The sequence below is a fragment of the Brevibacterium sp. BDJS002 genome (assembly GCF_028201555.1).
Taxonomy (GTDB): Bacteria; Actinomycetota; Actinomycetes; order Actinomycetales; family Brevibacteriaceae; genus Brevibacterium; species Brevibacterium aurantiacum.
Genome location: NZ_CP116392.1, coordinates 4,173,906 through 4,195,659, shown reverse-complemented (window position 1 = coordinate 4,195,659; position 21,754 = coordinate 4,173,906). Strand labels below are relative to the sequence as shown.

The 21,754-nt window shown below is 62.7% G+C and carries 21 protein-coding genes; 12 read left to right on the top strand and 9 right to left on the bottom strand.

Features of this window, described 5'->3' with window-relative positions; translation table 11 throughout:
* Positions 1-14: 14 nt before the first annotated feature.
* From PGC08_RS19300 to PGC08_RS19290, 3 genes are read right to left on the bottom strand one after another with little or no spacing between them, the layout of a single operon-like run.
* Positions 15-722 carry a DUF6049 family protein gene (locus PGC08_RS19300; RefSeq protein ID WP_271709196.1) on the bottom strand — a complete coding sequence of 236 codons (708 nt, stop codon included), beginning with the start codon at positions 720-722 and terminating at the stop codon, positions 15-17.
* Positions 662-2,344, bottom strand: a complete 1,683-nt coding sequence (locus PGC08_RS19295; RefSeq protein WP_271709195.1) for a DUF6049 family protein — start codon at positions 2,342-2,344, stop codon at positions 662-664. Before PGC08_RS19295 ends, PGC08_RS19300 begins: the two co-directional genes overlap by 61 nt.
* On the bottom strand, positions 2,341-2,829 hold the full coding sequence (locus PGC08_RS19290) for an NUDIX domain-containing protein (RefSeq protein WP_009882759.1): 489 nt from the start codon (positions 2,827-2,829) through the stop codon (positions 2,341-2,343). Before PGC08_RS19290 ends, PGC08_RS19295 begins: the two co-directional genes overlap by 4 nt.
* A gap of 119 nt (positions 2,830-2,948) precedes the next feature.
* Between PGC08_RS19290 and PGC08_RS19285 the strand changes: the two genes are divergently transcribed.
* The 8 genes from PGC08_RS19285 to rplI all read left to right on the top strand — a co-directional run bounded on the left by PGC08_RS19285 (position 2,949) and on the right by rplI (position 12,204).
* Positions 2,949-4,436 (top strand): CCA tRNA nucleotidyltransferase, encoded by a 1,488-nt coding sequence (locus tag PGC08_RS19285; protein ID WP_069601193.1) that lies wholly within the window; start codon positions 2,949-2,951, stop codon positions 4,434-4,436.
* A gap of 111 nt (positions 4,437-4,547) precedes the next feature.
* Positions 4,548-6,254, top strand: coding sequence for an AMP-binding protein (locus PGC08_RS19280; protein ID WP_271709194.1), 1,707 nt, complete (start codon positions 4,548-4,550; stop codon positions 6,252-6,254).
* A gap of 361 nt (positions 6,255-6,615) precedes the next feature.
* The gene (locus tag PGC08_RS19275; RefSeq protein ID WP_271709193.1) at positions 6,616-8,988 is read left to right on the top strand and encodes a transglycosylase domain-containing protein; all 2,373 of its coding nucleotides are present in this window, start codon (positions 6,616-6,618) and stop codon (positions 8,986-8,988) included.
* Positions 8,989-9,025: 37 nt separating this feature from the next.
* The gene (locus PGC08_RS19270; protein WP_271709192.1) at positions 9,026-10,351 is read left to right on the top strand and encodes a hypothetical protein; all 1,326 of its coding nucleotides are present in this window, start codon (positions 9,026-9,028) and stop codon (positions 10,349-10,351) included.
* A gap of 137 nt (positions 10,352-10,488) precedes the next feature.
* Entirely contained in the window at positions 10,489-10,779 is a 291-nt protein-coding gene (rpsF, locus tag PGC08_RS19265; protein ID WP_009882765.1) for a 30S ribosomal protein S6, read from the top strand.
* A gap of 33 nt (positions 10,780-10,812) precedes the next feature.
* Positions 10,813-11,454, top strand: a complete 642-nt coding sequence (locus tag PGC08_RS19260; protein WP_069601190.1) for a single-stranded DNA-binding protein — start codon at positions 10,813-10,815, stop codon at positions 11,452-11,454.
* 36 nt (positions 11,455-11,490) lie between these two features.
* Positions 11,491-11,730 carry a 30S ribosomal protein S18 gene (rpsR, locus tag PGC08_RS19255; RefSeq protein ID WP_009882767.1) on the top strand — a complete coding sequence of 80 codons (240 nt, stop codon included), beginning with the start codon at positions 11,491-11,493 and terminating at the stop codon, positions 11,728-11,730.
* A gap of 15 nt (positions 11,731-11,745) precedes the next feature.
* The gene (gene rplI / locus PGC08_RS19250; RefSeq protein WP_009882769.1) at positions 11,746-12,204 is read left to right on the top strand and encodes a 50S ribosomal protein L9; all 459 of its coding nucleotides are present in this window, start codon (positions 11,746-11,748) and stop codon (positions 12,202-12,204) included.
* Positions 12,205-12,443: 239 nt separating this feature from the next.
* Here the strand turns inward: rplI and PGC08_RS19245 are convergent, their stop codons facing one another.
* The 5 genes from PGC08_RS19245 to PGC08_RS19225 all read right to left on the bottom strand — a co-directional run bounded on the left by PGC08_RS19245 (position 12,444) and on the right by PGC08_RS19225 (position 15,953).
* The gene (locus tag PGC08_RS19245; RefSeq protein ID WP_271709191.1) at positions 12,444-12,806 is read right to left on the bottom strand and encodes a hypothetical protein; all 363 of its coding nucleotides are present in this window, start codon (positions 12,804-12,806) and stop codon (positions 12,444-12,446) included.
* Positions 12,803-13,744 carry an MFS transporter gene (locus PGC08_RS19240; protein WP_271709190.1) on the bottom strand — a complete coding sequence of 314 codons (942 nt, stop codon included), beginning with the start codon at positions 13,742-13,744 and terminating at the stop codon, positions 12,803-12,805. The genes PGC08_RS19245 and PGC08_RS19240 overlap by 4 nt, the downstream gene beginning before the upstream one ends.
* Before the next feature lie 5 nt (positions 13,745-13,749).
* Complete coding sequence (gene argE / locus PGC08_RS19235) at positions 13,750-14,949, bottom strand: acetylornithine deacetylase (RefSeq protein ID WP_271709189.1); 1,200 nt, start codon at positions 14,947-14,949, stop codon at positions 13,750-13,752.
* Positions 14,950-15,165: 216 nt separating this feature from the next.
* A complete protein-coding gene (locus tag PGC08_RS19230; RefSeq protein WP_271709188.1) occupies positions 15,166-15,738 on the bottom strand; it encodes a DUF488 domain-containing protein in 573 nt (190 codons plus the stop codon).
* Positions 15,735-15,953, bottom strand: coding sequence for a DUF2945 domain-containing protein (locus PGC08_RS19225; protein WP_271709187.1), 219 nt, complete (start codon positions 15,951-15,953; stop codon positions 15,735-15,737). Before PGC08_RS19225 ends, PGC08_RS19230 begins: the two co-directional genes overlap by 4 nt.
* A 173-nt stretch (positions 15,954-16,126) precedes the next feature.
* On the opposite strand from PGC08_RS19225, the gene PGC08_RS19220 reads away from it, so the two are divergent.
* Positions 16,127-17,425 carry a DUF445 domain-containing protein gene (locus PGC08_RS19220; protein WP_009882778.1) on the top strand — a complete coding sequence of 433 codons (1,299 nt, stop codon included), beginning with the start codon at positions 16,127-16,129 and terminating at the stop codon, positions 17,423-17,425.
* A gap of 75 nt (positions 17,426-17,500) precedes the next feature.
* On the opposite strand, the gene PGC08_RS19215 is transcribed toward PGC08_RS19220, so the two are convergent.
* A complete protein-coding gene (locus tag PGC08_RS19215) occupies positions 17,501-17,914 on the bottom strand; it encodes a VOC family protein (protein WP_271709186.1) in 414 nt (137 codons plus the stop codon).
* Positions 17,915-18,196: 282 nt separating this feature from the next.
* Between PGC08_RS19215 and PGC08_RS19210 the strand changes: the two genes are divergently transcribed.
* From PGC08_RS19210 to PGC08_RS19200, 3 genes are read left to right on the top strand one after another with little or no spacing between them, the layout of a single operon-like run.
* Positions 18,197-18,943: an ABC transporter ATP-binding protein gene (locus tag PGC08_RS19210; protein ID WP_009882780.1), complete on the top strand. Its 747-nt coding sequence runs from the start codon at positions 18,197-18,199 to the stop codon at positions 18,941-18,943.
* Positions 18,943-20,313: an FtsX-like permease family protein gene (locus PGC08_RS19205; protein ID WP_096157824.1), complete on the top strand. Its 1,371-nt coding sequence runs from the start codon at positions 18,943-18,945 to the stop codon at positions 20,311-20,313. Before PGC08_RS19210 ends, PGC08_RS19205 begins: the two co-directional genes overlap by 1 nt.
* 13 nt (positions 20,314-20,326) lie before the next feature.
* Complete coding sequence (locus tag PGC08_RS19200) at positions 20,327-21,721, top strand: FtsX-like permease family protein (RefSeq protein ID WP_009882783.1); 1,395 nt, start codon at positions 20,327-20,329, stop codon at positions 21,719-21,721.
* Positions 21,722-21,754: the final 33 nt, after the last annotated feature.

Sequence of the window (21,754 nt, the reverse complement as noted above, 5' to 3'; positions counted from 1 at the left end):
AGATTGGACAAGTCCTACCTCGTTTCCGATTCGTCGTTCTTCGCGCGGGCCATCGCATCAGCCAGCTGCTGTTCGGGGATCTTCCTGCGGCCGCGGGAGATCGTCTTGATCAAGCCGATCACGAATACGGCGGCCAGTGCCAATCCGACGACCGCCGTGCCGATGTTCTCCCAGTCGGCCCGCACTCTGACAAGCAGCGTCTCGTCCTTCGGCAGAACGACGTCATCGGTGGCGACCATCTCGATCGTCGTCGGCACGTCGGCGTTTGCCAGGCCTTTGACCGGAACGTCGACGCGCATGGTCTCCTCAGCTGGCACGACCACGGTTTCTGTGGGTTCGGCCCGCAGCTGCGGGGTATTCGGCTTCATCTGGATGCTCATCTTCGCCTCGGCGGAGGAATCGTTGACGATCGTCACCGGAATGGTCGTCTCCTCACCGGTGACCAGCAGCACCGAGGAGCCCTTCTCGAGATGGATGCTGTTCCTCACCTTCTCACTCGACGCCTGAGCCTCGTCAGCGCAGCGAGTCGCATTTCCACCGAGCGTCCATGCCACCGAGGTGCAGCTGAGCAGTTCGCGGTCCAGCCGAACATTCGCTCCCGCCGGATCGGAGAACACACTGTTGAACTTCCTCTGCGTGGTCCGAGTCTCGGCCAGGCTCTTCACGGTCTTCGAGCCGATGGTCTTCGCATCCGTTCCCGTCTGCAGCACGCCACGGGGCACGACGTCGGTATCGAGGAGCTCATCGATGCCCGAGGGTCGACCCACGGGGCGTCTGCGACGGCCCCGACCGTCTGCTCCCAGTTCGCCGAGGCGGCTGTGCGTGGCATGGGCAGCAGCAGGTGCCGTGTCCGGTAGGGGGCCTCGGCCTGGATCGCAGCGGTCGTTGCGACCAATTCCGAGATCCCGGAGGCCGGATGGTCCGAGTCGGCTACCTGAGCGCTCTGCTTCGCCAGAGCCGAATCGCTGATCAGAGTGTCGATCGACGACTGAGCATCGGAGGTGAGTCGGGTCTTCGAATGGGCGTTGTCGTGGACGCCACCCAGAGAGGGCTGCTGGGTGTTGTCGAGGATCACTGCCTTGTCCCCGGCTTTGGCGAAGGCGGCCAGGTCAGAACGCTGAGCGGAGCCGGCGATGGGCCAAGCGATGTCGGTCTTGGCCTTCGGCAGGACATCCTTGACGATCATCCGCTGCTTCCGTGCGAAGGTCCCCAGGCTCTTCAGATCGCCCTTGCGCAGAGTCGTCTGATCGGGATCTCCGAAGGGCAGAGCGATGACGGTGTGCGACTGTGCCTCGTCAAGGAAATCCTGATACCAGGTGTCGAGGCGCTTGCGCTGCTCTTCCTGGGCCTTCAACTCATCGGCGGTGAGCCCGTCGGCACTGCCCTGATCATCGGAGTTCGCACCAGGGTCGGTGTCCTGGGCATCGGGTCCTGCGGTCGCCGTTTCGGTGTCCTGCGGAGTGGGTTCGTCGGTCTCCTCGGGATCCGACCCTTCATCCTCGGAAGCTGGGTCGGCAATCGCGGCCTCGAAGGAGGCGATGACCCTGGGGTCGACTGCGATGCCCACTCCAGGATTGTCGAGCACGTTCCTGATCGCGGTCAGGGAACCGCCCTTGCCGATCGCCTTGTCGAGTTCGTCGGGATCGATGATCCCGTCGGTGGTGTGAGCCGGAAGCGTCACCGGGGCGAGCATGCTGACCTTGGTCTTGTCGAACTTCGGGCTCGGATACCAGGTGGAGAATCCGACTTCTGAAGCCAGACGTCCGGTGTCATCACCGAGCTGCACACTCAGGCCGCGTGGACCCCAGGCCGAGACCGGAGAGGACTTCTGCAGCCCCAACTCATCGGCTGGGACGGAGAACGTGAATTCCGAGGAGGACCCGGCCGCGATCTCTTTGTCGAAGGCGGTGTCCACCTCAGTCATCGGATCTGCGTCCTCGGCCGAGTCCTGCCCGGCGTCCTCTGACTTCTCGCGAGCATCGGGGCCGTCGTTCTCGATGTCAGCGACCAGACGGTTCCGGGACTGATCGGTCTTCCAACTCTGGATCTTGCGTCCGGAGTTGAGCTTCTGTGTGGACATCGCCAGAGCCAGATTGGGATCGGAGATCGCCTGATCTGTGGGATTTGTGATCGTGCCGCGCACCGTGAGCGTGCCCTTCTCATCCACCCATGGTGTGACCTCGTCGAGGGTGATCGAGACCTCGGCGTCGCTCGAATCGGTGTTCGTCGCCGCACGTGCGGGGTCTGCTCCACTCATGAGCGGGACAGCGAAAACTGACCCTGCGATCAGCAGGACTGTGCTCAGCAGGGCGAGGAGGAAACGCGTGTGACTGATGGGTTTCACTGCTCCAATCGGGCGACCATCGGGCGTGCGGCGGCTACGATGCGACGCTCATTGGCGAATGAGAGCCGGGAGCGCAGATCGTTGAAGGGAATCCACGCAGCGTCGATCGCTTCCTGGTCAGGATCATTATCCACGGTCAACGTCCCCGACCGTGCACGCAACAGGAAGTGATGGACAAGTTTGTGGACGCGGATTCCGGTCACCGTGAACCAGTAGTCGACGGTGCCAAGGGGGCACACTATCTGCCCGAGGATCCCTGTCTCCTCCTCCACCTCACGTCGAGCCGCCTCGGCGGGGGTCTCATTGCCTTCGAGGTGGCCCTTGGGAAGGCACCATTCGATCCGCCCAGCCCGATTGATCCGCGCAATCACGGCCACGGACAGCTCCGGGCGTGTGAAGTCGACGACGATGCCCCCGGCGGAGATCTCCTCTACCGTGGTGCGACGAGACGTCCTGGGTCCCGGCTTGGGCATCGGTGTGGTCATTCTCCTACCTTAGTAGGCGATTCTTGGAAGTTTCGTTGGGCGCGCTCCCGGTAGGCTGGACTCTGCTGAAGATGAGTCGTCTCCGATCGGAGCGGCACAGGAGAACACGAAGGAGCTCGGTGGACCCGAAGACCGCGCACGCCCGTCTGTACGACAAGCTCGATGAGCTCGAGAACATTCTCGGGCCCCTGGGCAAGCGCTTCGCAGCGGCCGGATTCGAACTCGCACTCGTCGGAGGCTCCGTCCGCGACGCACTGCTGGGTCGTCCCATGCCCGATCTCGACTTCACCACCGACGCACGCCCCGACGACATCCTCGCTCTCATCTCCGACTGGGTGGACACTCATTGGGACATCGGCCGGGAGTTCGGCACCATCGGCGCGATCAAATCCGGTGCGCAGATCGAGATCACCACCTACCGCGCCGAGGCCTATGATCCGGAATCGCGGAAGCCGACGGTGCAGTTCGGCACAGACCTCGACGCTGATCTGGTCCGACGCGACTTCACGATCGGCGCAATGGCGATTCGACTCCCGGCGATGACCTTCGTCGACCCGTTCGACGGCTTCACCGACCTCGTCGAGGGTGTCATCCGCACCCCGGGCACCGCCGCGGATTCGTTCTCCGATGATCCCCTGCGCATGATGCGCGCCGCACGATTCACCGCTCAGCTGGGTCTCGATCCCGTCGCCGAGGTGGAAGCGGCGATGCGTGACATGGCCGATCGGATCGCGATCATCTCCGCCGAACGCATCCAGGTGGAGCTGTTCAAGCTGATGACCGGCATCGACCCGGCCGCGGGCATCGATCTGCTGGTACGCACCGATGTCGCTGATCATGTTCTGCCCGAAGTCGCCGGCCTGCGGCTGGAGACCGATGAGCATCATCGCCACAAGGACGTCTATCAGCACTCACTGACCGTGCTGCGCCAGGCCGTCGAGCTCGAAGAGCAGTACGCGGCCAAACAGCGCGAAGCCGGGTTGAGCGCCGATGATCCCAACCGCCTCGTCGTGCCGGACTTCGTCGTCAGGTTCGCTGCTCTCATGCACGATGTCGGCAAACCCGCGACCCGCAGGTTCCTGCCCGGTGGGGCCGTCACCTTCTATCACCACGATGCCGTCGGTGCGAAGCTGACGGCGAAGCGGATGAAGGCGCTGCGCTTCGACAAGGACACGACCAAGGCTGTCGGCCGCCTCGTCGAACTGCATCTGCGCTTCTACGGCTACGGCGACGCCGGCTGGACCGATTCTGCGGTGCGCCGCTACGTCACCGATGCCGGTCCACTGCTCTCCCGCCTGCACATCCTCACCCGGGCAGACGTGACCACCCGGAACAAGAAGAAGGCCGATCGGCTCGCCTTCGCCTACGACGATCTGGAGCACCGGATCGAGAAGCTCAGCGAACAGGAGGAGCTGGCAGCGATCCGTCCCGACCTCGACGGTCGCCAGATCATGGCCATCCTCGACATCAAGCCCTCGCCGCTGGTGGGCAAGGCCTACAAGCACCTGCTCGAGGAGCGGATGGAGCACGGCCCGCTGGGGCAAGAGCGCGCCGAAGAGGTTCTGCGGCAGTGGTGGGCCGAGAACGGGCCTGCGGAACAGCCTTAGGCACCACCCCGCCTGTTGTCCTCCTCACAGCAACTGATAGCTTCGTAAATCGCGTATGTTGGTGCTTGTCGTCACATGATGTGGCGCAGGCGACGATGTGAGGAGATCCGGATGACTGTGACCGATGAGTTCCGTGCAGCCAGAGACAAGCTGATCGAACTGCGCAGCGATGCTGCCGCGGCGGGCGACGGCTTCGAATGGCCGCGCTTCGACCACTTCAACTTCGGCATCGACTGGTTCGACAAAGTCGCCGAGGGCAACGACAACCCCGCGCTGTGGATCGTCGAGCAGGACGGTTCAGAGGGCAAGTGGAGCTATGCCGAACTCTCCTGCCGCTCGAACCAGGTGGCCAATTTCCTCCGCCGCTCCGGGGTGAAGCGCGGTGACCACGTCATGATCATGCTCAACAACCAGGTCGAGCTGTGGGAGACCATGCTCGCCGGAATCAAACTCGGCGCGGTCCTCCTGCCCACGACGACTCAGCTGGGTCCCATCGATCTCAACGATCGCGTCGATCGCGGCAAGGCCGAGTTCGTCATCGCAGGTGCTGAGGATGCAGCGAAGTTCGACGACGTCAACGCCGAGGTGGTCCGCATCGTCGTCGGTGCCGACGCCGCTCGTCAGCAGGACTACAGCTACGCCGACGCCGACGACGAAGACATCAGCTTCGACCCGCAGGGCACCTCGCGCGCCGATGACCTGCTCCTCCTCTACTTCACCTCGGGCACGACCTCGAAGGCGAAGATGGTCGCCCACTCACACGTGTCCTACCCTGTCGGCCACCTGTCGACGATGTACTGGATGGGCCTGACTCCCGGAGACGTCCACCTTAATGTCGCCTCTCCAGGCTGGGCCAAGCACGCCTGGTCGAACATCTTCACCCCCTGGATCGCCGAATCCTGCGTCTTCCTCTACAACTACACGCGCTTTGACGCGAATGCCCTGATGGAGACCATGGACCGGGTCGGAGTCACCAGCTTCTGTGCCCCGCCGACCGTGTGGCGCATGCTCATCCAGGCAGATCTCAGCCACCTCAAGAACCCGCCGAAGATCGCCCTGGGCGCCGGTGAGCCCCTCAACCCGGAGGTCATCGACCGGGTCAAGCAGGAATGGGATGTGCTCATCCGCGACGGCTACGGCCAGACGGAGACGACGCTGCAGGTCGGCAACTCTCCCGACCAGGAGCTCAAATACGGTTCCATGGGCAAGGTTCTGCCCGGCTACGACGTGGTCCTCATCGACCCGTCGACCGGTGAAGAAGGCAACGAGGGCGAGATCTGCCTGCGCCTGGATCCCCGCCCCCTGGGTCTGACCAGCGGGTACTGGTCGAACGAGGAGAAGACCGCCGAGGCGTTCGAAGGCGGCGTCTATCACACCGGTGACGTGGCCGAACGAGATGAGAACGGGTACATCACCTACGTCGGTCGAGCCGATGACGTGTTCAAGGCCAGCGACTACCGTCTGTCCCCGTTCGAGCTCGAGAGTGTGCTCATCGAGCACGAGGCCGTCGCCGAGGCGGCTGTGGTCCCATCGCCGGATCCCGTGCGTCTCGCTGTTCCCAAGGCCTACGTCGTCCCTGCGGGCGGATTCGAGCCCAACGCGGAGACCGCGCGAGCCATTCTCGCCTACTGCCGTGAGCATCTCGCCCCTTATAAGCGCATCCGCCGGCTCGAGTTCTCTGAGCTGCCGAAGACGATCTCCGGCAAGATCCGCCGCGTAGAGCTCCGTGCCCGTGAGGACCAGCTGCACCCGTTCAGCGGTGAGCCAGTTGTTGAGGGCCAGGAGTACGCCGACACGGACTTCGACCTCAAGAGCTGATCACTCTCGTCGGGAGCTGAGGACACTCCCATCCCTCGCCGAGTGCTGAGGGATGGGAGTGCACAGTTTTGTGCACAGGGGTGGGCCGACAGGCGGCTGATAGTTGAAAAATCGGCTAAATGTGAGCAATTCCGCACTGGATGTGGTCGATAAACTCGAGTGACGGTAAAATCCCTGGTGAGAGCGCATAACGGACGCTACTCGTAAGTACTGACAGGTAACTAATGGGTCAGGTGGGCGTCGGATTCAGGAGATTTTCACTCTGTTCCAAAGAAGGCGTGCCACACTGAAGCCCAAGTGTGACCTTATCGAACCTCGTCGCCACGCAATGCGGCAGGCAAACTGACCTGGAGGACCTTGGGTGGCTAAGGGACAAGAACAAGCCAAAACCAGAGGCAAGAAAACAAAGAATATTCTCAACTATCCGCGCTCAGGTGTGCACGGATGGACGCGTTTTCTGCCCAGCATCCGGCTGCTCGTCGTCGGCGGACTCAGCATCATCATCCTTCTGTGCGTGCTGTTCTCCATCGGCTACGCAGCCACGGACGTCCCTGAGCCCAATATCGAGGCCACCGGTCAGACGTCGACTATCTACTACAACGACGGCAAGACCCCCATCGGTCAGTACAAGGTCCAAGACCGCAAGTCCGTGAAGATCGATGAGATCTCCGAGCCGATGCGCAAGGCCGCCATCGCCGCCGAGGACACCTCGTTCTATGAGAATCGCGGAATCTCGATCAAGGGACTCTCCCGCGCCGTTGTCGGCGTCGTCACGAACCAGTACGCCGGCGGCGGTTCGACGATCACACAGCAGTACGTGAAGAACTTCTACCTGACGAATGAGCATTCTCTGGATCGCAAGGTCAAGGAGATGTTCATCTCCCTCAAGATCGACCAGCAGCAGAGCAAGGATGAGATCCTCGCCAACTACCTGAACACGATCTATCTGGGACGCCGGTCCTACGGCATCGAGGTCGCCAGTCAGAACTACTTCGACAAGTCGGCGAAGGACCTCGATGTCAGTGAGTCGGCTCTGCTGGCCGCGATGATCCAGCGTCCGGGTGCAGCTGACCCTGCAGACAATCCCGAGGCCTACCAGGATCGCTTCGACTATGTTGTGAAGTCGATGGCCGATGAGGGCTTCATCACCGACGAGCAGGCCGCCAAGGTCGAGATGCCCGAGGTGAAGAAGGCCAACAAAGAGGCATCCCTCAAAGGCCAGACCGGCTACATGTGGGACTTTGTCCGGCGTGAAGCCCTGAATAAACTCGACATCGATGAAGCCCAGCTGGACCGCGGTGGCTACAACATCACCACCACCTTCGACAAGGATCGGATGAAGGAGGCCGAAAAGGCTATCAAGAACCTGCCGCCCGATCAGCCGGAGGGGATGCAGGCCGGCCTGATCTCGATCGATCCGGACTCCGGTGGCATCGAAGCCTTCTACGGCGGTGAGAACTACCTGGACCAGGCATTCAACGCCTCAACACAGAGTCATGTACAGGCCGGATCGACCTTCAAACCCTTCGCCCTCGTCGCAGGACTGGAGAACGGTGTGCGATTGACGGACCGGTACCCGGGGAGCGCGACGACATTCCCAAATGGCGGGTCTCCGTGGCCGGTGACAAATTTCGGTGGTGCGAACTATGGGCCGGTGACCCTGCTCAAAGCGACGCAGTCATCGATCAATACGGCATATGCAGCACTCAATGTGCAGGTCGGTCCTGACAAGACTGTCGATGTCGCTCAGCGAGCTGGCTTGAGTGGTAATTGCACGAAGGAACAGTTGGATTCGGGCGACACCGGCCAATGTTCGATTGATCTGACTCCGGATAAATCGAACGTTCTGGGCACGCCCAGCGTGAAGCCCATCGATATGGCCAACGCTTATGCGACCTTCGCCTCCAATGGCGTTCATCACGAGACCCATGCGATCAAGAAGGTCACCCAGGGCTCCGATGATGAAGAGGTGTATAAGCCCGAGACCAAGGGCGAACGAGTCTTCGACGATGCCGTAATGGCCGAAACGTCATATGCGCTGCAACAGGTGGTCAACAGCGGTTCAGGTGCCTACGCTGCCAACCTCGGTCGTCCAGCCGCTGGAAAAACAGGCACTACTAACAAGAACCTAGCTGCTTGGTTCACTGGCTATACGCCTAACCTGGCGACCTCGGTGGTCCTCTACCGTGAGGTTGATAACAAACCGATTCCGATTGGGCCCTACGGCGGCCGTGGCCAAGTGACCGGTGGCTCGTTCCCGGTTCAGGTGTGGACCGAGTACATGAAGTCAGCTCTCGAGGGTACAAAGGTTGAGCAGTTCCCCGAGCGCGGAGAGCTGCCGGACAAGCCGAAGCCCAAGAACACGAATGAACCGGTAGCGCCCGCCCCGAAGGAAGAGCCCAAGGCACCCAGCGGCAGCGACGGCGACGGCAGCGACGGCGGCGACGGGTCCGATAAGAAGGCCCCAGTCGACGAACCGAGCGAGAAGCCGAAGGATGACAAAGACAAGGACAAGGACGCCGACAGCAAGGACGGCGACGAGGGTGCAGACGAGCCGAAGCCGACCGAACCGCCTAAGGACGACCCGCCAAAGGACGATCCACCTAAGGACGATCCACCTAAGGACGACCCGCCAAAGGACGACCCGCCGAAGGGCAACGACGACAGTTCTGAGGACGGTGGCGATTCGTCAGGAGGACTGCCCGTTAAGCCACCGGCGTCACCCGGAGGCTGATGGCAGTCATCGGCCCGCTGGCCGGTAACCTCTAGTCATGCCTCAACAGTCCAGCACCCGGATCGCCGAGCCTCTGCTCGGCGGTCCGGACGGCATTCACCTCGCATCAGCGGGTGCGCGGTTCCGCCGCGGTCAGGCATACATTTTCGCTGGGCTCCTCGGTTTCACCACCTTCCTCGCCCTCGCACTGCAGGGTCCGTGCCTGAGTTCGGGCTACGAACAGCCGTCCGCCTCGGCGAGGATGTGCTCCGGACCTCTGTCCATGGCATACCTCGGAGAGTTCAATCCCGAGGATGCCCTAGGACGCTCCCACGGAGGCATGCCGGGACTGTCCGCGCTCGAGGCCCGCTTCGTCCAACTGAGCAAGCTCATGACCGACGACGTCTCGGTCTTCATGGCGATCGTCCTGATCATCAACGTCATCGCCTTCGCCGCGCTCGGCGTCGCACTCCTGGTTCTCGCCAGGCAGCGGGCCTGGCTGGTCGCAGCCTTCGCCTCGCCGGTCATCCTCTTCACCCTGGGTTCGACCCTGGACCCCGTGGCAGTGGCGCTGAGCGTCTGGGCCATGGTCGTCTTCGTCGGGTCCTCCCCGGTCAGATCACGTCCCTGGCTGTCCGGGGTCCTCCTCGGGATAGCCGCGTTCATCAACCCGCTGGCCCTGTTGGTTCTCCTCGGCCTCACCCTGACCGGCCCTTCTCCGGCCGGACGACTGCGCCCGCGGGATCCGCGGATGATGCTCGCGACGGTCACCATCACCTCGGCGCTCCTCCTGGTCATCGACGGCACCGCCATCGACCGGGTCCTGCATTGGATGGGCGACGCCGTCGACGGCGGCTCCTTCGCCTCGATCCTGGTCATGGCACGTCTGGGGTCCGCCGAAACCTGGGCACCGGTGTGGATCATTGCCAGCGCGGGTGTCATCGCCGCTGTCGCGCTCTCGCTGTTCATGGTGCGGCGAACCGGACTCGACCCGGCCGTCGCCGCCTGCCTCCTCATCGGCGCCTGCCTGCTGCTGGCCCCAGGGATGATGCCCTGGGACAGCCTGTGGATCCTGCCGTTCCTCGTCCTCGCCGTGCGTCGCTGGTGGGTGCTCATCATCTGGGCTGTGGCGGAAACGGCCTTCGCCATTGCCATCCACCTCGGAGATGTCGCTGCCATCGAGCCCGACAAAGGACTCGAACCGACCTTCGTCGCGCTCCTGACACTCCTGCGACTGCTCGCACTCGTCGTCGTTGTCATCTGCGCGGGTGAGAATCTGTACCGACGGCGCATCCGCGGTCGACTGCGCTCGGCACAATCACCTCGGCGAGGTGAAGCCGATCGTCCGGTCATCCGTGTGCAAGGGCACGGAGATCCGACATGACACCACAGGTGCCCGTCCACTAGACTGTGTAGGTCTGTTCTCATTTCACGACAAGCGTGAGGGACGGAACGGACATGCATATACCCTCCTGCCATGGAACGACCATGGCCGTAAAGACCAGAGGAGGTGGGTGACAGATGCGTCATTACGAGCTCATGCTCATTCTTGACAACGAAACCGACGAGCGGACGTTGGCTGACACCGTGGACAAGCTGATGAAGGTTGTCCCGGCTGAAAACGGAACCGTCGACAACGTGGACATCTGGGGACGCAGGCGCTTCGCCTACGACATCCAGAAGAAGTCCGAAGGCTTCTATGTCGTGGTTGATTTCCACGCAGAGCCTGCAACGACCAAGGAACTCGATCGCCAGCTCGGACTCAACGAGTCCGTTCTGCGCACCAAGATCCTCCGCCCAGACGCCAAGTAATAGCGTCAAGCACCTCGTTTCAAGGAGCAGTCAATGGCAGGCGAAACAGTCATCACGGTCGTCGGGAACCTGACAAGTGATCCCGAACTGCGATTCACACCTAACGGTGCTGCGGTCGCTAACTTCACCGTGGCTTCGACGCCGCGTATGTTCGACCGTCAGTCCAACGAGTTCAAGGACGGGGAAACCCTGTTCCTTCGTTGCTCGGTGTGGCGTGAGATGGGCGAAAACGTAGCCGAATCCTTGCAGCGTGGTACTCGGGTCGTCGTTCAGGGCCGCCTCAAGTCGCGGTCTTTCGAAACCAAAGAGGGCGAGAAGCGCACAGTCATGGAACTGGACGTCGACGAAGTCGGCCCCAGCCTGCGACGCGCCACCGCTCAGGTGACGAAGAACGAACGCAGCGGAGGCGGATTCTCCGGCGGCGGTAACTTCGGCGGACAGCAGCAGGGCGGAGGCGCCCAGCAGGGTGGCTTCGGTCAGCAGCAGTCTTCCGGCTGGGGCAACAACCCGCAGCAGGGCAACCCGAATCAGGGCGGCTCGCAGCAGGGTGGTCAGCGCCAGGGTGGTTACAGCCAGGGGAACAACGCACCGGCGAATGACCCGTGGGCATCATCGAGTCCACAGGGCGGCAACGGCGGCTGGGGCAACCCGGGCGCCGATGAACCGCCGTTCTAAACACGTTCAAGACATTTCGTAAATCAGGAGATACTCATGGCAAAGCCAGAGATCCGGAAGCCTATCAAGAAGAAGGCTAATCCGCTCAAGAAGGGCGAAGCGGCGAAGATCCACTACAAGGACACCGCTACGCTCCGTAAGTTCATTTCCGACCGCGGCAAGATCCGTGCTCGTCGCGTCACCGGCGTGACCGTGCAGGAACAGCGCGTCATCGCAAAGGCCGTCAAGAACGCCCGCGAGATGGCACTTCTGCCCTACTCGAGCACTGCTCGCTGATCGGAGGGAGAGAACATGCCTAATCGCAAAGTTATTCTGAACCAGGAAGTTGATGGTCTGGGAGCCGCCGGCGACATCGTCGAGGTTCGCGCCGGATACGCACGTAACCTGCTCCTGCCTCGTGGCTGGGCATCTGCATGGACCGCGGGCGCGGAGAAGCATGTCAATGCTCTTCGCAAGGCTCGTCAGGCCAAGCAGATCGCTGACCACGATGAAGCAGTCAAGGTGAAGGCTCAGCTGGAATCCTCCAGCGCCCGCATCGAGCTCAAGTCCGGTAAGAACGGCCGCCTCTTCGGCGCCGTGACTCCGGCTCTTGTGGCCGAAGCACTGCACACCGCAACCGGACACGACTTCGATCGTCGTCAGGTTGCACTGCCTGCTCACGTCAAGACCTCCGGCAGCTACACAGCTACCGTGCGCGTCAACGACGAGATTACCGCGAACGCCAAGTTCGAGGTCATCGGCAAGGCCTGATCCACTCGATCAGCGCTTGTGCGACAAAGCGCCGAGGCGACACTTTTCGAAGTGTCACCTCGGCGCTTTTGTGTGCCTGCTTGGTCTCTCGTCCCTGTGGGAACCGGTTCGCAGGTGAGGAAACGTTGATTCGAGCGTGCTCTGTCGACGTTCCCTCACCTGCAAATCTGAACTCGTGTCACGGCATCGCCGCCATGAAGTCTCGTGCAGCTGGGACTGCGCAAGGGGCACGAGTGTGATCAGCGCTGGCCGTAGTGTCTGCGGACGAAGAACAGACCGATGAGGGAGAGCACGGCGACTCCCATGTAGTACACGCTCGGCGAGTTCAGCGAGCCGGTGATGTCGAGCAGCCACGTGAGCACCAGCGGAGCGATGCCACCGAGGAGCGTCACACCGATGTTGTAGGCCGTGGACAGTCCGGTGCCTCTGATTTCTGCCGGGAAGAGCACAGAGAGCATGCCCGGCAGAGGCGCGAAGTAGAACGCCATGATCACGCCGAGCACGGCGATGACGAAGATGAACGCGGGCACGCTGCGTTGGGTGACGATGAGCTGGAACAGCGGCCACGCGAGCACCAGGGCCGCGATCGCGGCATAGGTCATGATCCGCGCGGACCGACCCGATCGGCAAGGCGGCCCACCAGCGGTGACCCGATCAGGCAGATCAGACCGGCCAGAATACCGCCGAGGTAGGCCGCCGTCGGTGAGATGCCCAGGTTGGACATGGCGAAGGTGGGCATGAAGAGGATCATGTACACGGAGATCGTGGCGACGCCGACCGACGCGGAGGCGGCCAGGATGCGACCCCAGTGGTTGGCGAAGAGCGTGCGCAGGGGCGACTTCGCCGGAGGCCTCGACGTGAACTCCTCGGTTTCGTCGAGTTTGGAGCGGATGTAGAGTCCGACAGGTCCGACGAGGAGACCGATGAGGAACGGCACCCTCCAGCCCCAGGAGTGGAGTGCCTCTTCGGAGAGATACGTGTTGAGGGCGAAGCCGAAGGCCGAGGCCAAGGCCATCGATGCTCCCTGGCTCGCGATCTGCCAGGAGGCGTAGTACATCTTCCGGTGCGGAGCGGTCTCCACCAGGAAGGTCGTCGCCGTGCCGAACTCGCCGCCGGCAGAGAACCCCTGCAGGAGCCTGGAGGCCAGGATGATGAGCGCTCCCCAGACCCCGATCTGCGAATAGGTCGGGGCAATCGCCATGAGCAGCGTGCCCAGCATCATGAGGAACAGGGTCAGAGTCAGCGCCGGTTTGCGGCCACGTCGATCGGCGAACCGGCCCAGGACCAGGCCGCCGATGGGGCGAACCAGGTAGGAGATGGCAAAGGTGGCGAAGGTGAGGATGAGGGAGAAGACCGGATCGCCCTCAGGGTAGAAGATCTCCGAGATCACAACGGCGAACGACGCGAAGACGATGATGTCGAACCATTCGAGGGCGGCACCGATCGAACTCGAGATGACGGCCTTGCGGGCGGCCAGGAGACGCTCCGGAGTCGCCTCGAGCACGGGCTCTTGCTGCGGATTCGCGGTGGAGGAACTCATGGTGCTCACTCTCCTTCCGTGCTGTGCTTGGTGCCTGCGCTGAGGTCGGTGATGAGGTTGCCGATGAACGCTTCGCAGGCGGCGATCTGTTCGAGCTCGATGAACTCATCGGGAGCGTGTGCCTGCGCGATGTCCCCGGGGCCGCAGACAACAGTGGGGATGCCCGCATTCGAGAACAGTCCCGCCTCGGTGCCGTAGGTGACCTTGTCATCACTGACCACTCCGCCCCACTGGCCGGCCTGGGAGACGATGTCGGCGTCGGCAGGAGTCTCACAGCCGGGAGCGGCAGCCTCAACGGTGAACTCGACGCGGGCGCTGTCGTTCTCCGCGCGCATCATGCGCTCAAGGCGAGCCGCCTCGGCGCGGAATCGCTCGACGAGCGCCTCACGATCCACAGATCCCAGGGAACGGAACTCGAACTGCACGCTCGCCTCGGCGGGGATCGTGTTGACGGCGATGCCGCCGCTGATCGTATTCGCCGTCACCGTGGTGAAGGGCACGACATAGTTCTCATCGAAGGGACCCTCGGTGCGGAACTCGGCGGCGACCGCATGGACGAAGGTGACGAACTCGGCCGCGTAGGCAATCGAGTTCACACCCTCAGGGGTCAGCGAGGAATGTGCCGCGACGCCGTGGAAGTCGACACGGAAGACGTTCATCGACTTGTGTCCGCGCACGACCCGCATGCTCGAAGGCTCACCGACGATGCAGCCGCGTGGGGCCACGCCCGCCTCGGTGATCGTGTCGACGAGGTCGATCGCACCCACGCAGCCGACCTCTTCGTCATAGGAGAAGGCGAGGTGGATGGGCTCTTTGAGCTTCGCGGTGGTGAGCTCAGGGAGTTTGGCGAGGATGACGCCGATGAAGGACTTCATGTCCGCGCTGCCGCGCGCATAGAGCTTGCCGTCCCTGATCTGCGGAGTGAAGGGCTCACTCGACCAATCTTGTCCGTCGACGGGCACGACATCGGTGTGCCCGGACAGGACGATTCCGCCTGTGGTGGAACCATCGGCGGCGGGCAGTGTGGCCAGCAGGTTTGCTTTGGTTCCCTCGGTGTTGGGCACACGCTGAGATTCGATGCCTGCGGCCTTGAGACGGTCGACGACGTGGTCGATGAGTGGGAGATTGGAATCCCGGCTCGTGGTGTCGAAGGTGATGAGATCGGTGATCTCGGAAATGGTGGCCTCGGCCGGTTGTGCTGGCACGGCTGCTCCTGACTGTACGGGGGTGAACCGTCCGGTCAGCCTGAAGCGGAAACCTGGTCAGGTCCCCTCCCGTGCGGGACAGCGGTGACCAGACCCCGACACACTACGCCCGAAATGTTGGTGAGACTGCTCGGTCTCGTCAATTGAGACCCGTCATTGGTGTGAGGAAAGGGCGCGGCCGGGTGGGGACACAGGGCGCGACTATCATTCTGGTTCCTAGGAATCCGCTGACGCACCCGACGAGCCGTCCAAGGCTATTCCCGGGTAGGTGACGCTTCCATCCTTGTCGACGACGGCTCCCGAGCTGAGTTCGGCTGCGGTGGTCTGGTTCTTGCCCATGATGTGGGTGACGGGAAGGTCGTGTGCGAGCAGGTTGTCGGCGATGATGCGCCGGTGGCAGCGCCACCACACCGCCTCTGAACACAGGAGCACGCAGCGTTTCGTCGCGCCCCACTCGAGCAGCTGATCGAAGTCGGTCCGGAACTCCTCGGTCAGGGCGTGATCGGCATAGTTGTGGAAGCTGCGGTTCTTCCACCAACCATTGACTGCGAAGTCGATGTCGTGGTTCACCGGACGTCTGCCAGTCAAGCCCTCGAGCCGACGCAGCTCTACTCCCACCTCGGCGAGGTCATCGACGAGAGTATCCGCGTTGAACTGGGGATTCTTATTCGATCCGGGTAGCTTTCGGACGTCGACGACCACCTCGGCGGAATTCTCGGTCAGGAGGTCGATGAACTCCTCGAGGGAATGGTTCGAGTGACCGATGGTGAAGAACTGAGGAGCGCTCACTTCTTGTCGATTCGATGGAGAGCCGTGCCCTTATGGGCGGCGATGTGATCGGTCTTATCGCTCTTGATCTCGTACTGCGGTTCGTCCTTCGACGCCCGACGATTGTGGCCCTTGTACTCGAAGTCGGAGGTGTGGACCTTCGTAATCGTGCCCGAGACCTCGCCGGCCTCCGAGTTCCACCCCACGTGATCGCCCACATTGAACGTCTCCGCCATGTCATCCTCCCGAAAGTCGTCGAATGGTGCCTCTTCCCATACAAACACGATGCGGCAATCGGCGACAGGGCGCAGACTCCACGACGCAGGTTCCCAGGCTCGGCACAGCCTGCCGATGCCCATGACGGGCCGCTACTTCGCTAAAGTCGATGGCAGGCGAAGAAGGGGGAACGATGTCGATCGAAAAAGCACCATCCGTGCCGCGTTTCGGCGGTCCGAGCGAGCTGACGCCGGAGGACCAGGAACGGGCGCGGGGTCTGCGCAAGATGCGGACGCTGGCGCTGTCGCTGCTCGTCCTCGCCACCCTCATCTTCCTTTCGACCCACATCTTCACTGACAATACCGGGGTTTGGGGCTTCGTCTCCCGTGCCTCGGAGGCTGCGATGATCGGTGCGATCGCCGACTGGTTCGCCGTCACGGCACTCTTCCGCCACCCACTCGGGCTGCCGATCCCGCACACCGCGATCATTCCCCGCAAGAAGGACACCCTGGGCGCGAGCCTGTCCGCGTTCGTCGCCGCGAACTTCCTCCACGCCGAGGCGGTGTCGACGAAGATCCGGTCCGCTCAGGTCTCCCACCGTGCCGGTGAGTGGCTGAGCAAGTCTGCCAACCGGGACCTCGTCGTCGACCGTGCCGCCGGTGGGCTCGAATATGTGCTGGCCCGCATCGACGACGATTCCGTCGTGGCCCTGACGAAGAATGTCATCATTCCGCGCCTGGTCGCGACCCGTAAGACTCCGGTGCTGGCGCAGCTGCTGCGTCAGATCGTCCTCGACGGGGCGCACCACAAGCTTGTCGACCTCATCGTCGCCGAGGCGTACTCCTGGTTGGGTGACAACCCGCAGGTCATCGATGAGATCGTCCACAACCGGGCCCCGTCCTGGGTTCCCGACTTCGTCAACGAGCAGCTCTCCAACCGACTGCAGCGAGAGGTGCTCGGCTGGGTCGCCGACGTCCGCGACAACGAATACCACAAGGCACGACAGGCCCTCGACGCCTGGCTCGTCGACCTCTCCGACGACCTGAACTCTGACACTCCACTGTCGGAGAAGGCCGAGGTCATCATCAACGACCTGCTCAGCCAATCCGGGGTCGTCGACTCCGTGCTTGAGATCTGGACTTCGCTCAAGCAGCTCCTGCGCCAGGCCATCATCGACCCCAACGGCGAGGTGCGCGGACGCATCTCCGAACTCATCGGAGAATTCGCCGGCAGGCTGCAGGAAGATTCGGAATTCTCCGCCAAGATCGATGACCGGATCGCCACGACGGCCGGTGACCTGGCAGAGAGCTTCGGCCCCGAGATCGCCAGCGTCATCTCCGACACGATCGAACGATGGGATGCGAAGGAAGCCGCCGAGAGGATCGAGCTCTACGTCGGCCGGGATCTGCAGTACATCCGCATCAACGGCACAGTCATCGGCGCCCTCGTCGGTCTCGTCATCCACACGATCATCGTGCTGCTGCCTGGGTGATGCGCGGTAGAGCCGCCAGAATGAGCAGCATCGCTGCTCGGTGAGCAGACCCGCCGTGACGCAGCCGACTCAGCCTCAAGGCAGGTCGGGCTCGGTGTCCTCTTCCTGATGAATGAGCTGAATGAGGTTGCCCACTGTGTCGTCGAGGACGGCGGTGGTGACTGGTCCCATCGTCGTCGGCTCCTGCGTGAACGTGACACCGAGCTTTGACAGGCGATCATATTCGGCCTGGACATCCTCAACGGCGAACTGGTTGAGAGGGATTCCGTCGGCCTTCAGCGCAGAGGTGAAGTCGTTCGCGGCGGGGTGGCCCTTCGGCTCCAGGACGATCTCGACTCCGTCTGGAGCCTCGGGTGAGACCACGGTGAGCCAGCGGAAGTCGTCTCCGACCGGCACATCGACCTTCGGAATGAAGCCGAGCCTGTCCGTGTAGAACTTCAGGGCCCGAGTCTGGTCGTCGACGAGAATGCTGATCCACTGTGCCTTCATGATGACTCCTCAGTTGTAGACGTGTCTTGGTTGGTCCTCGTCGTGAGTTCACCCGGAGTGGTTCACGCAGAGTGGCTCAAGTGCAGCGGAACCGTCGGGCAACCGCTACGCATTCACAATAGGCGGCTGATTGCCGATAGGTCTATCGGCAAGTCTGATCCCAAGTCAATCACCAGGTGATTCGCCGGAACTGTAACCCCTATTCCAGGAGTCGGGTTTTCCTCGCCGAGGTGGTGGGTCGTCTTCATAGTGGCGCAAGTCCGATTGCGAAAACATGGAGACATGACAAACACACAGCTTCCCGCGATCATCGCCGCCTCGAACGTGACCAAGCACTACAACCAGACCTACGCACTCGCCGGAGTCGATCTGGGCATCGGCCTCGGCGAATCCCTGGCCATTATGGGACCCTCCGGTTCCGGCAAGACGACCCTCCTGCACTGCCTGGCAGGCATCATCCGACCAGACGAGGGCAACATTCGCCTCCTGCCCACCGACCGCAGCGCCGCCGCAGAGATCACTTCGCTCAAGGAGAAGGGCCGCACCGCACTGCGCCGCGAGGTCTTCGGCTTCGTGTTCCAACAGGGCCTGCTCCTGCCCGAGCTCACCGCCTTGGACAATGTCGCGCTCGCCGCCATGCTCTCGGGGATGAAACGCTCCGATGCGACCGAGCATGCCCGCGCATGGCTGCAGCGCCTGGGACTGGCCGAACACCTGAACAAACGCATCGGACAGCTCTCCGGCGGTCAGGCACAGCGCGTGGCCATCGCCCGCGCTCAGGTCACCCAGCCCGTGGTCACCTTCGCCGACGAACCCACCGGTGCCCTTGACTCCTCCACCTCCACCGAGGTGCTCTCCGAACTTCTCGCCTCGACGACCGGCCGCGGATCCACCTTGGTCGTGGTCACCCACGATGAGTCAGTGGCCGCCCGGTGCTCTCGCATCGTCCGCCTCGCCGACGGCCGAATCGTCTCCGATTCTGCGAACCAGCCTGTGCAGAACCACCAGTACGTTGAGAACAACCGGTGATGCCGACCATGAATATCCTTCCCGTCGTACTGACCAAGAAATCCTTCACCTCGACGACCTCGAAGCTCGTCGCCATCGCATTCTTCGCATGCTCTACGCTCTTCCTCACCGTCGCCGGTGGCGCCTGGGCCTTCAACGACCGACCCGGTGTCTCCGGATACGCCGAGGTGGCCGGGCTCTATCGCATGCTTGCGACCTTGGCCACGGTCTTCCTCATCGTTCCCGCGATCAGCTTGGGGGTCGCCTCGGCGAAGTTGAGTGCCCGGCGCCAGGATGAGCGTCTGTCCACCCTCTCGCTGCTGGGTGCGAAGCCCGGCACCGTCCGCCTCCTCGCAGTTGCCGAACCCTTCATTCCCGCCTCGGCCGGGATCGTTGCGGGCATCGCCGGTTACTTCCTGCTGGCATACCCGCTCAGTCTCCTCGTCTTCAACGGCCAGGCGCTCGGCTACTCTGCGCTGATGATGCCCCTGTGGCTGCTCGCCGCAGTCGTCATCGGACTGCTCTTCGTGTGCCTGCTCTCGGCGATGCTCGGCCTGCGCAAGATCACGGTCTCACCACTGGGCGTGCGCACCCGGTCCTTGGCCAGGAAGTTCCCCGTGGCCCGCATCATCGCCGTGGTCGTGCTCGTGGTCGGAATGATCGGTGCGCTCGTCTTCTCACTGGACCGCAACCAACCGACGATGGTCTTCGTCGTTGCCAGCATCATCACGATCGGCATCGCCCTCCTGCTCATCAATGTCATCGGCGTCCTCGTCATGCGCATCCACGGCTGGTTCAGTCACAGGATGGCCCGCACACCCACGTCGATGATCGCGGCGTCGATGATCGCCGATGCCCCCGCACAGTACTGGCGTCGCGTCGCGGGTCTGTCGATGATCACCTTCATCGCGGTCGTCGGCGGTGCCGGCACGGCGATGATGCGGGCGAACCAGGGAGATCTCACAGCCGAGGACAAGGCCATCATGGGCCCCTACCAGTACATGGCCGATGACATCTTCACCGGACTCATCCTCACCCTGGCCATTGCCTTCGTCTTCATCGTCATCTCCGCGACGATCAACCAGGCAGCAGACATCCTCGACCGGGCATCGACCTACCGGGAACTGCACTCGGCGGGAATGACGCAGAAGATGATGCACCGAGTCACCGTCAACGCAGTCATGTCACCCATCGTCCTCGTCACCCTCGTGTCGCTGCTGCTGGGCGGAATCCTGGCCGGACTCATGGCATCGGCGAGCGACCTCGGCGATCCGCTGACCATCGGGGTCGTCGCATCTGTGCTCGTCGGCGGCGTGGTGATGGTGTGGCTTGGACTGCAGTTCACCCGTCCGCTCGTGCGCAGCGTCACCACCGTCAACGCTGCGGTCTGAGAAGGAGATCGACATGTCCACCGCGCTGCCGACAGCAACCCGCATCGTTCCCCTCGTCCTGGGGCGCAAGACACTGAGCTCATCGAGTTCGCTGCTGGTGATGAGTGCCTTCTTCGCCTGCGCCACTCTGTTCCTCACCGTCGCCGCCGGAGCTTGGATGTTCTTCCAGGTCCCACCCAGCCCCGACCCGGACATGGCGGGTATGGATTTCATGTACAAGTTCCTCGCGAGCTTTGCGACCATTCTGCTCGTGATTCCCGCGAGCACACTGGCGTCAGCCTCGGCGACCCTGTCCGCCAGGCGACAGGATGAGCGCCTTTCCACGATGTCGCTGCTCGGCGCCAGACGCTCGTCCATCGTCACTCTCGCAGTGGCCGAACCACTCGTGCCTGCGATCTGCGGAATCGTGCTCGGAGTCCTCGGTTACCTGGGTCTGGCCTGGCCAGTGAGCCTGATCCACTTCATGGGACATCCCATCGGGTACGAGAACATGCTCATGCCCGCGTGGCTGGTGGCGTCGGTGGTCGTCTTCCTCATCCTCGTGTGCATCGCCTCGGCCCTGCTGGGGCTGCGCAAGGTCGCGATCTCACCGTTGGGCGTGCGCACCAAGGCCCTGGAACGGAAGTTCCCCGTGGTGCAGGTGGTCATGGCAGCCGTGGTGATCCTGACCTTGCCGGTGGTCGTGATGCTGTCGAAGTCCGGCGGGTTGGGAATGGGGATCGTCCTCTCGGCAGGCATCGCCACCTTCGTTCTCGGTCTGCTCGTCGTCGACCTCCTTGGCGGACTCCTGATCAGGTGGTTTGCCCATCTGAGCGGGAACAGGGCACAGACTCCGGAACGACTCATCGCCGCGCGTCTAGTCTCCGACGAACCAAAGCGGTTCTGGCGCAGAGTCTCAGGCCTGGCGATGACCGCGTTCGTCGCTGCCGTGGGTGGAACGGGCATCTCGCTCATGCAACTCGGCCTCGATGCGGGTGACGAACCCGGGGCGCAGATGCAGGAAGCCGACAGGTTCCTGCTGCAGGACATCTTCACCGGAGTCATGCTCGTGATGGGCATATCGATCCTGCTCATCGCCGTATCGGCCCTGATCAACCAGGTTGCCGACATCTACGACCGAGCCGACACCTTCCAGGACCTCTATGCTGCGGGCATGGACCCGGAGACCATGCACAAGGCCATGGTGAGAGCAGTGCTGGGTCCGGTCATCTGGGTATCGCTGCTGGCCGGCGGGCTCGGTCTGGTCCTCGTGCTGCCCTTGGCTGGGGCCGCCCTCGTGCTCAAACCGATCACATTCCTCACAATTCTCGCGTCAGTGGTCCTCGGTATTCTCATCATCAGATCGGGACTGCAGCTGGCGAAGCCGATCCTCGTGACCGTGGCGACAGCTGGTCGTTCACGCGACTGAGGACATTCTGCGGCTTCTCGATCCAGGTACAGT

What these genes read in the sequence shown, in the direction of transcription:
- PGC08_RS19205 (WP_096157824.1), top strand. Translation starts at nt 18,943, where the DNA reads ATGCCGACCATGAATATCCTTCCCGTCGTACTGACCAAGAAATCCTTC.
- PGC08_RS19245 (WP_271709191.1), bottom strand. Translation starts at nt 12,806, where the DNA reads ATGACCTATGCCGCGATCGCGGCCCTGGTGCTCGCGTGGCCGCTGTTC.
- PGC08_RS19215 (WP_271709186.1), bottom strand. Translation starts at nt 17,914, where the DNA reads ATGAAGGCACAGTGGATCAGCATTCTCGTCGACGACCAGACTCGGGCC.
- PGC08_RS19260 (WP_069601190.1), top strand. Translation starts at nt 10,813, where the DNA reads ATGGCAGGCGAAACAGTCATCACGGTCGTCGGGAACCTGACAAGTGAT.
- PGC08_RS19225 (WP_271709187.1), bottom strand. Translation starts at nt 15,953, where the DNA reads ATGGCGGAGACGTTCAATGTGGGCGATCACGTGGGGTGGAACTCGGAG.
- PGC08_RS19200 (WP_009882783.1), top strand. Translation starts at nt 20,327, where the DNA reads ATGTCCACCGCGCTGCCGACAGCAACCCGCATCGTTCCCCTCGTCCTG.
- PGC08_RS19240 (WP_271709190.1), bottom strand. Translation starts at nt 13,744, where the DNA reads ATGAGTTCCTCCACCGCGAATCCGCAGCAAGAGCCCGTGCTCGAGGCG.
- PGC08_RS19210 (WP_009882780.1), top strand. Translation starts at nt 18,197, where the DNA reads ATGACAAACACACAGCTTCCCGCGATCATCGCCGCCTCGAACGTGACC.
- PGC08_RS19270 (WP_271709192.1), top strand. Translation starts at nt 9,026, where the DNA reads ATGCCTCAACAGTCCAGCACCCGGATCGCCGAGCCTCTGCTCGGCGGT.
- PGC08_RS19290 (WP_009882759.1), bottom strand. Translation starts at nt 2,829, where the DNA reads ATGACCACACCGATGCCCAAGCCGGGACCCAGGACGTCTCGTCGCACC.
- PGC08_RS19220 (WP_009882778.1), top strand. Translation starts at nt 16,127, where the DNA reads ATGTCGATCGAAAAAGCACCATCCGTGCCGCGTTTCGGCGGTCCGAGC.
- rplI (WP_009882769.1), top strand. Translation starts at nt 11,746, where the DNA reads ATGCCTAATCGCAAAGTTATTCTGAACCAGGAAGTTGATGGTCTGGGA.
- rpsF (WP_009882765.1), top strand. Translation starts at nt 10,489, where the DNA reads ATGCGTCATTACGAGCTCATGCTCATTCTTGACAACGAAACCGACGAG.
- PGC08_RS19280 (WP_271709194.1), top strand. Translation starts at nt 4,548, where the DNA reads ATGACTGTGACCGATGAGTTCCGTGCAGCCAGAGACAAGCTGATCGAA.
- rpsR (WP_009882767.1), top strand. Translation starts at nt 11,491, where the DNA reads ATGGCAAAGCCAGAGATCCGGAAGCCTATCAAGAAGAAGGCTAATCCG.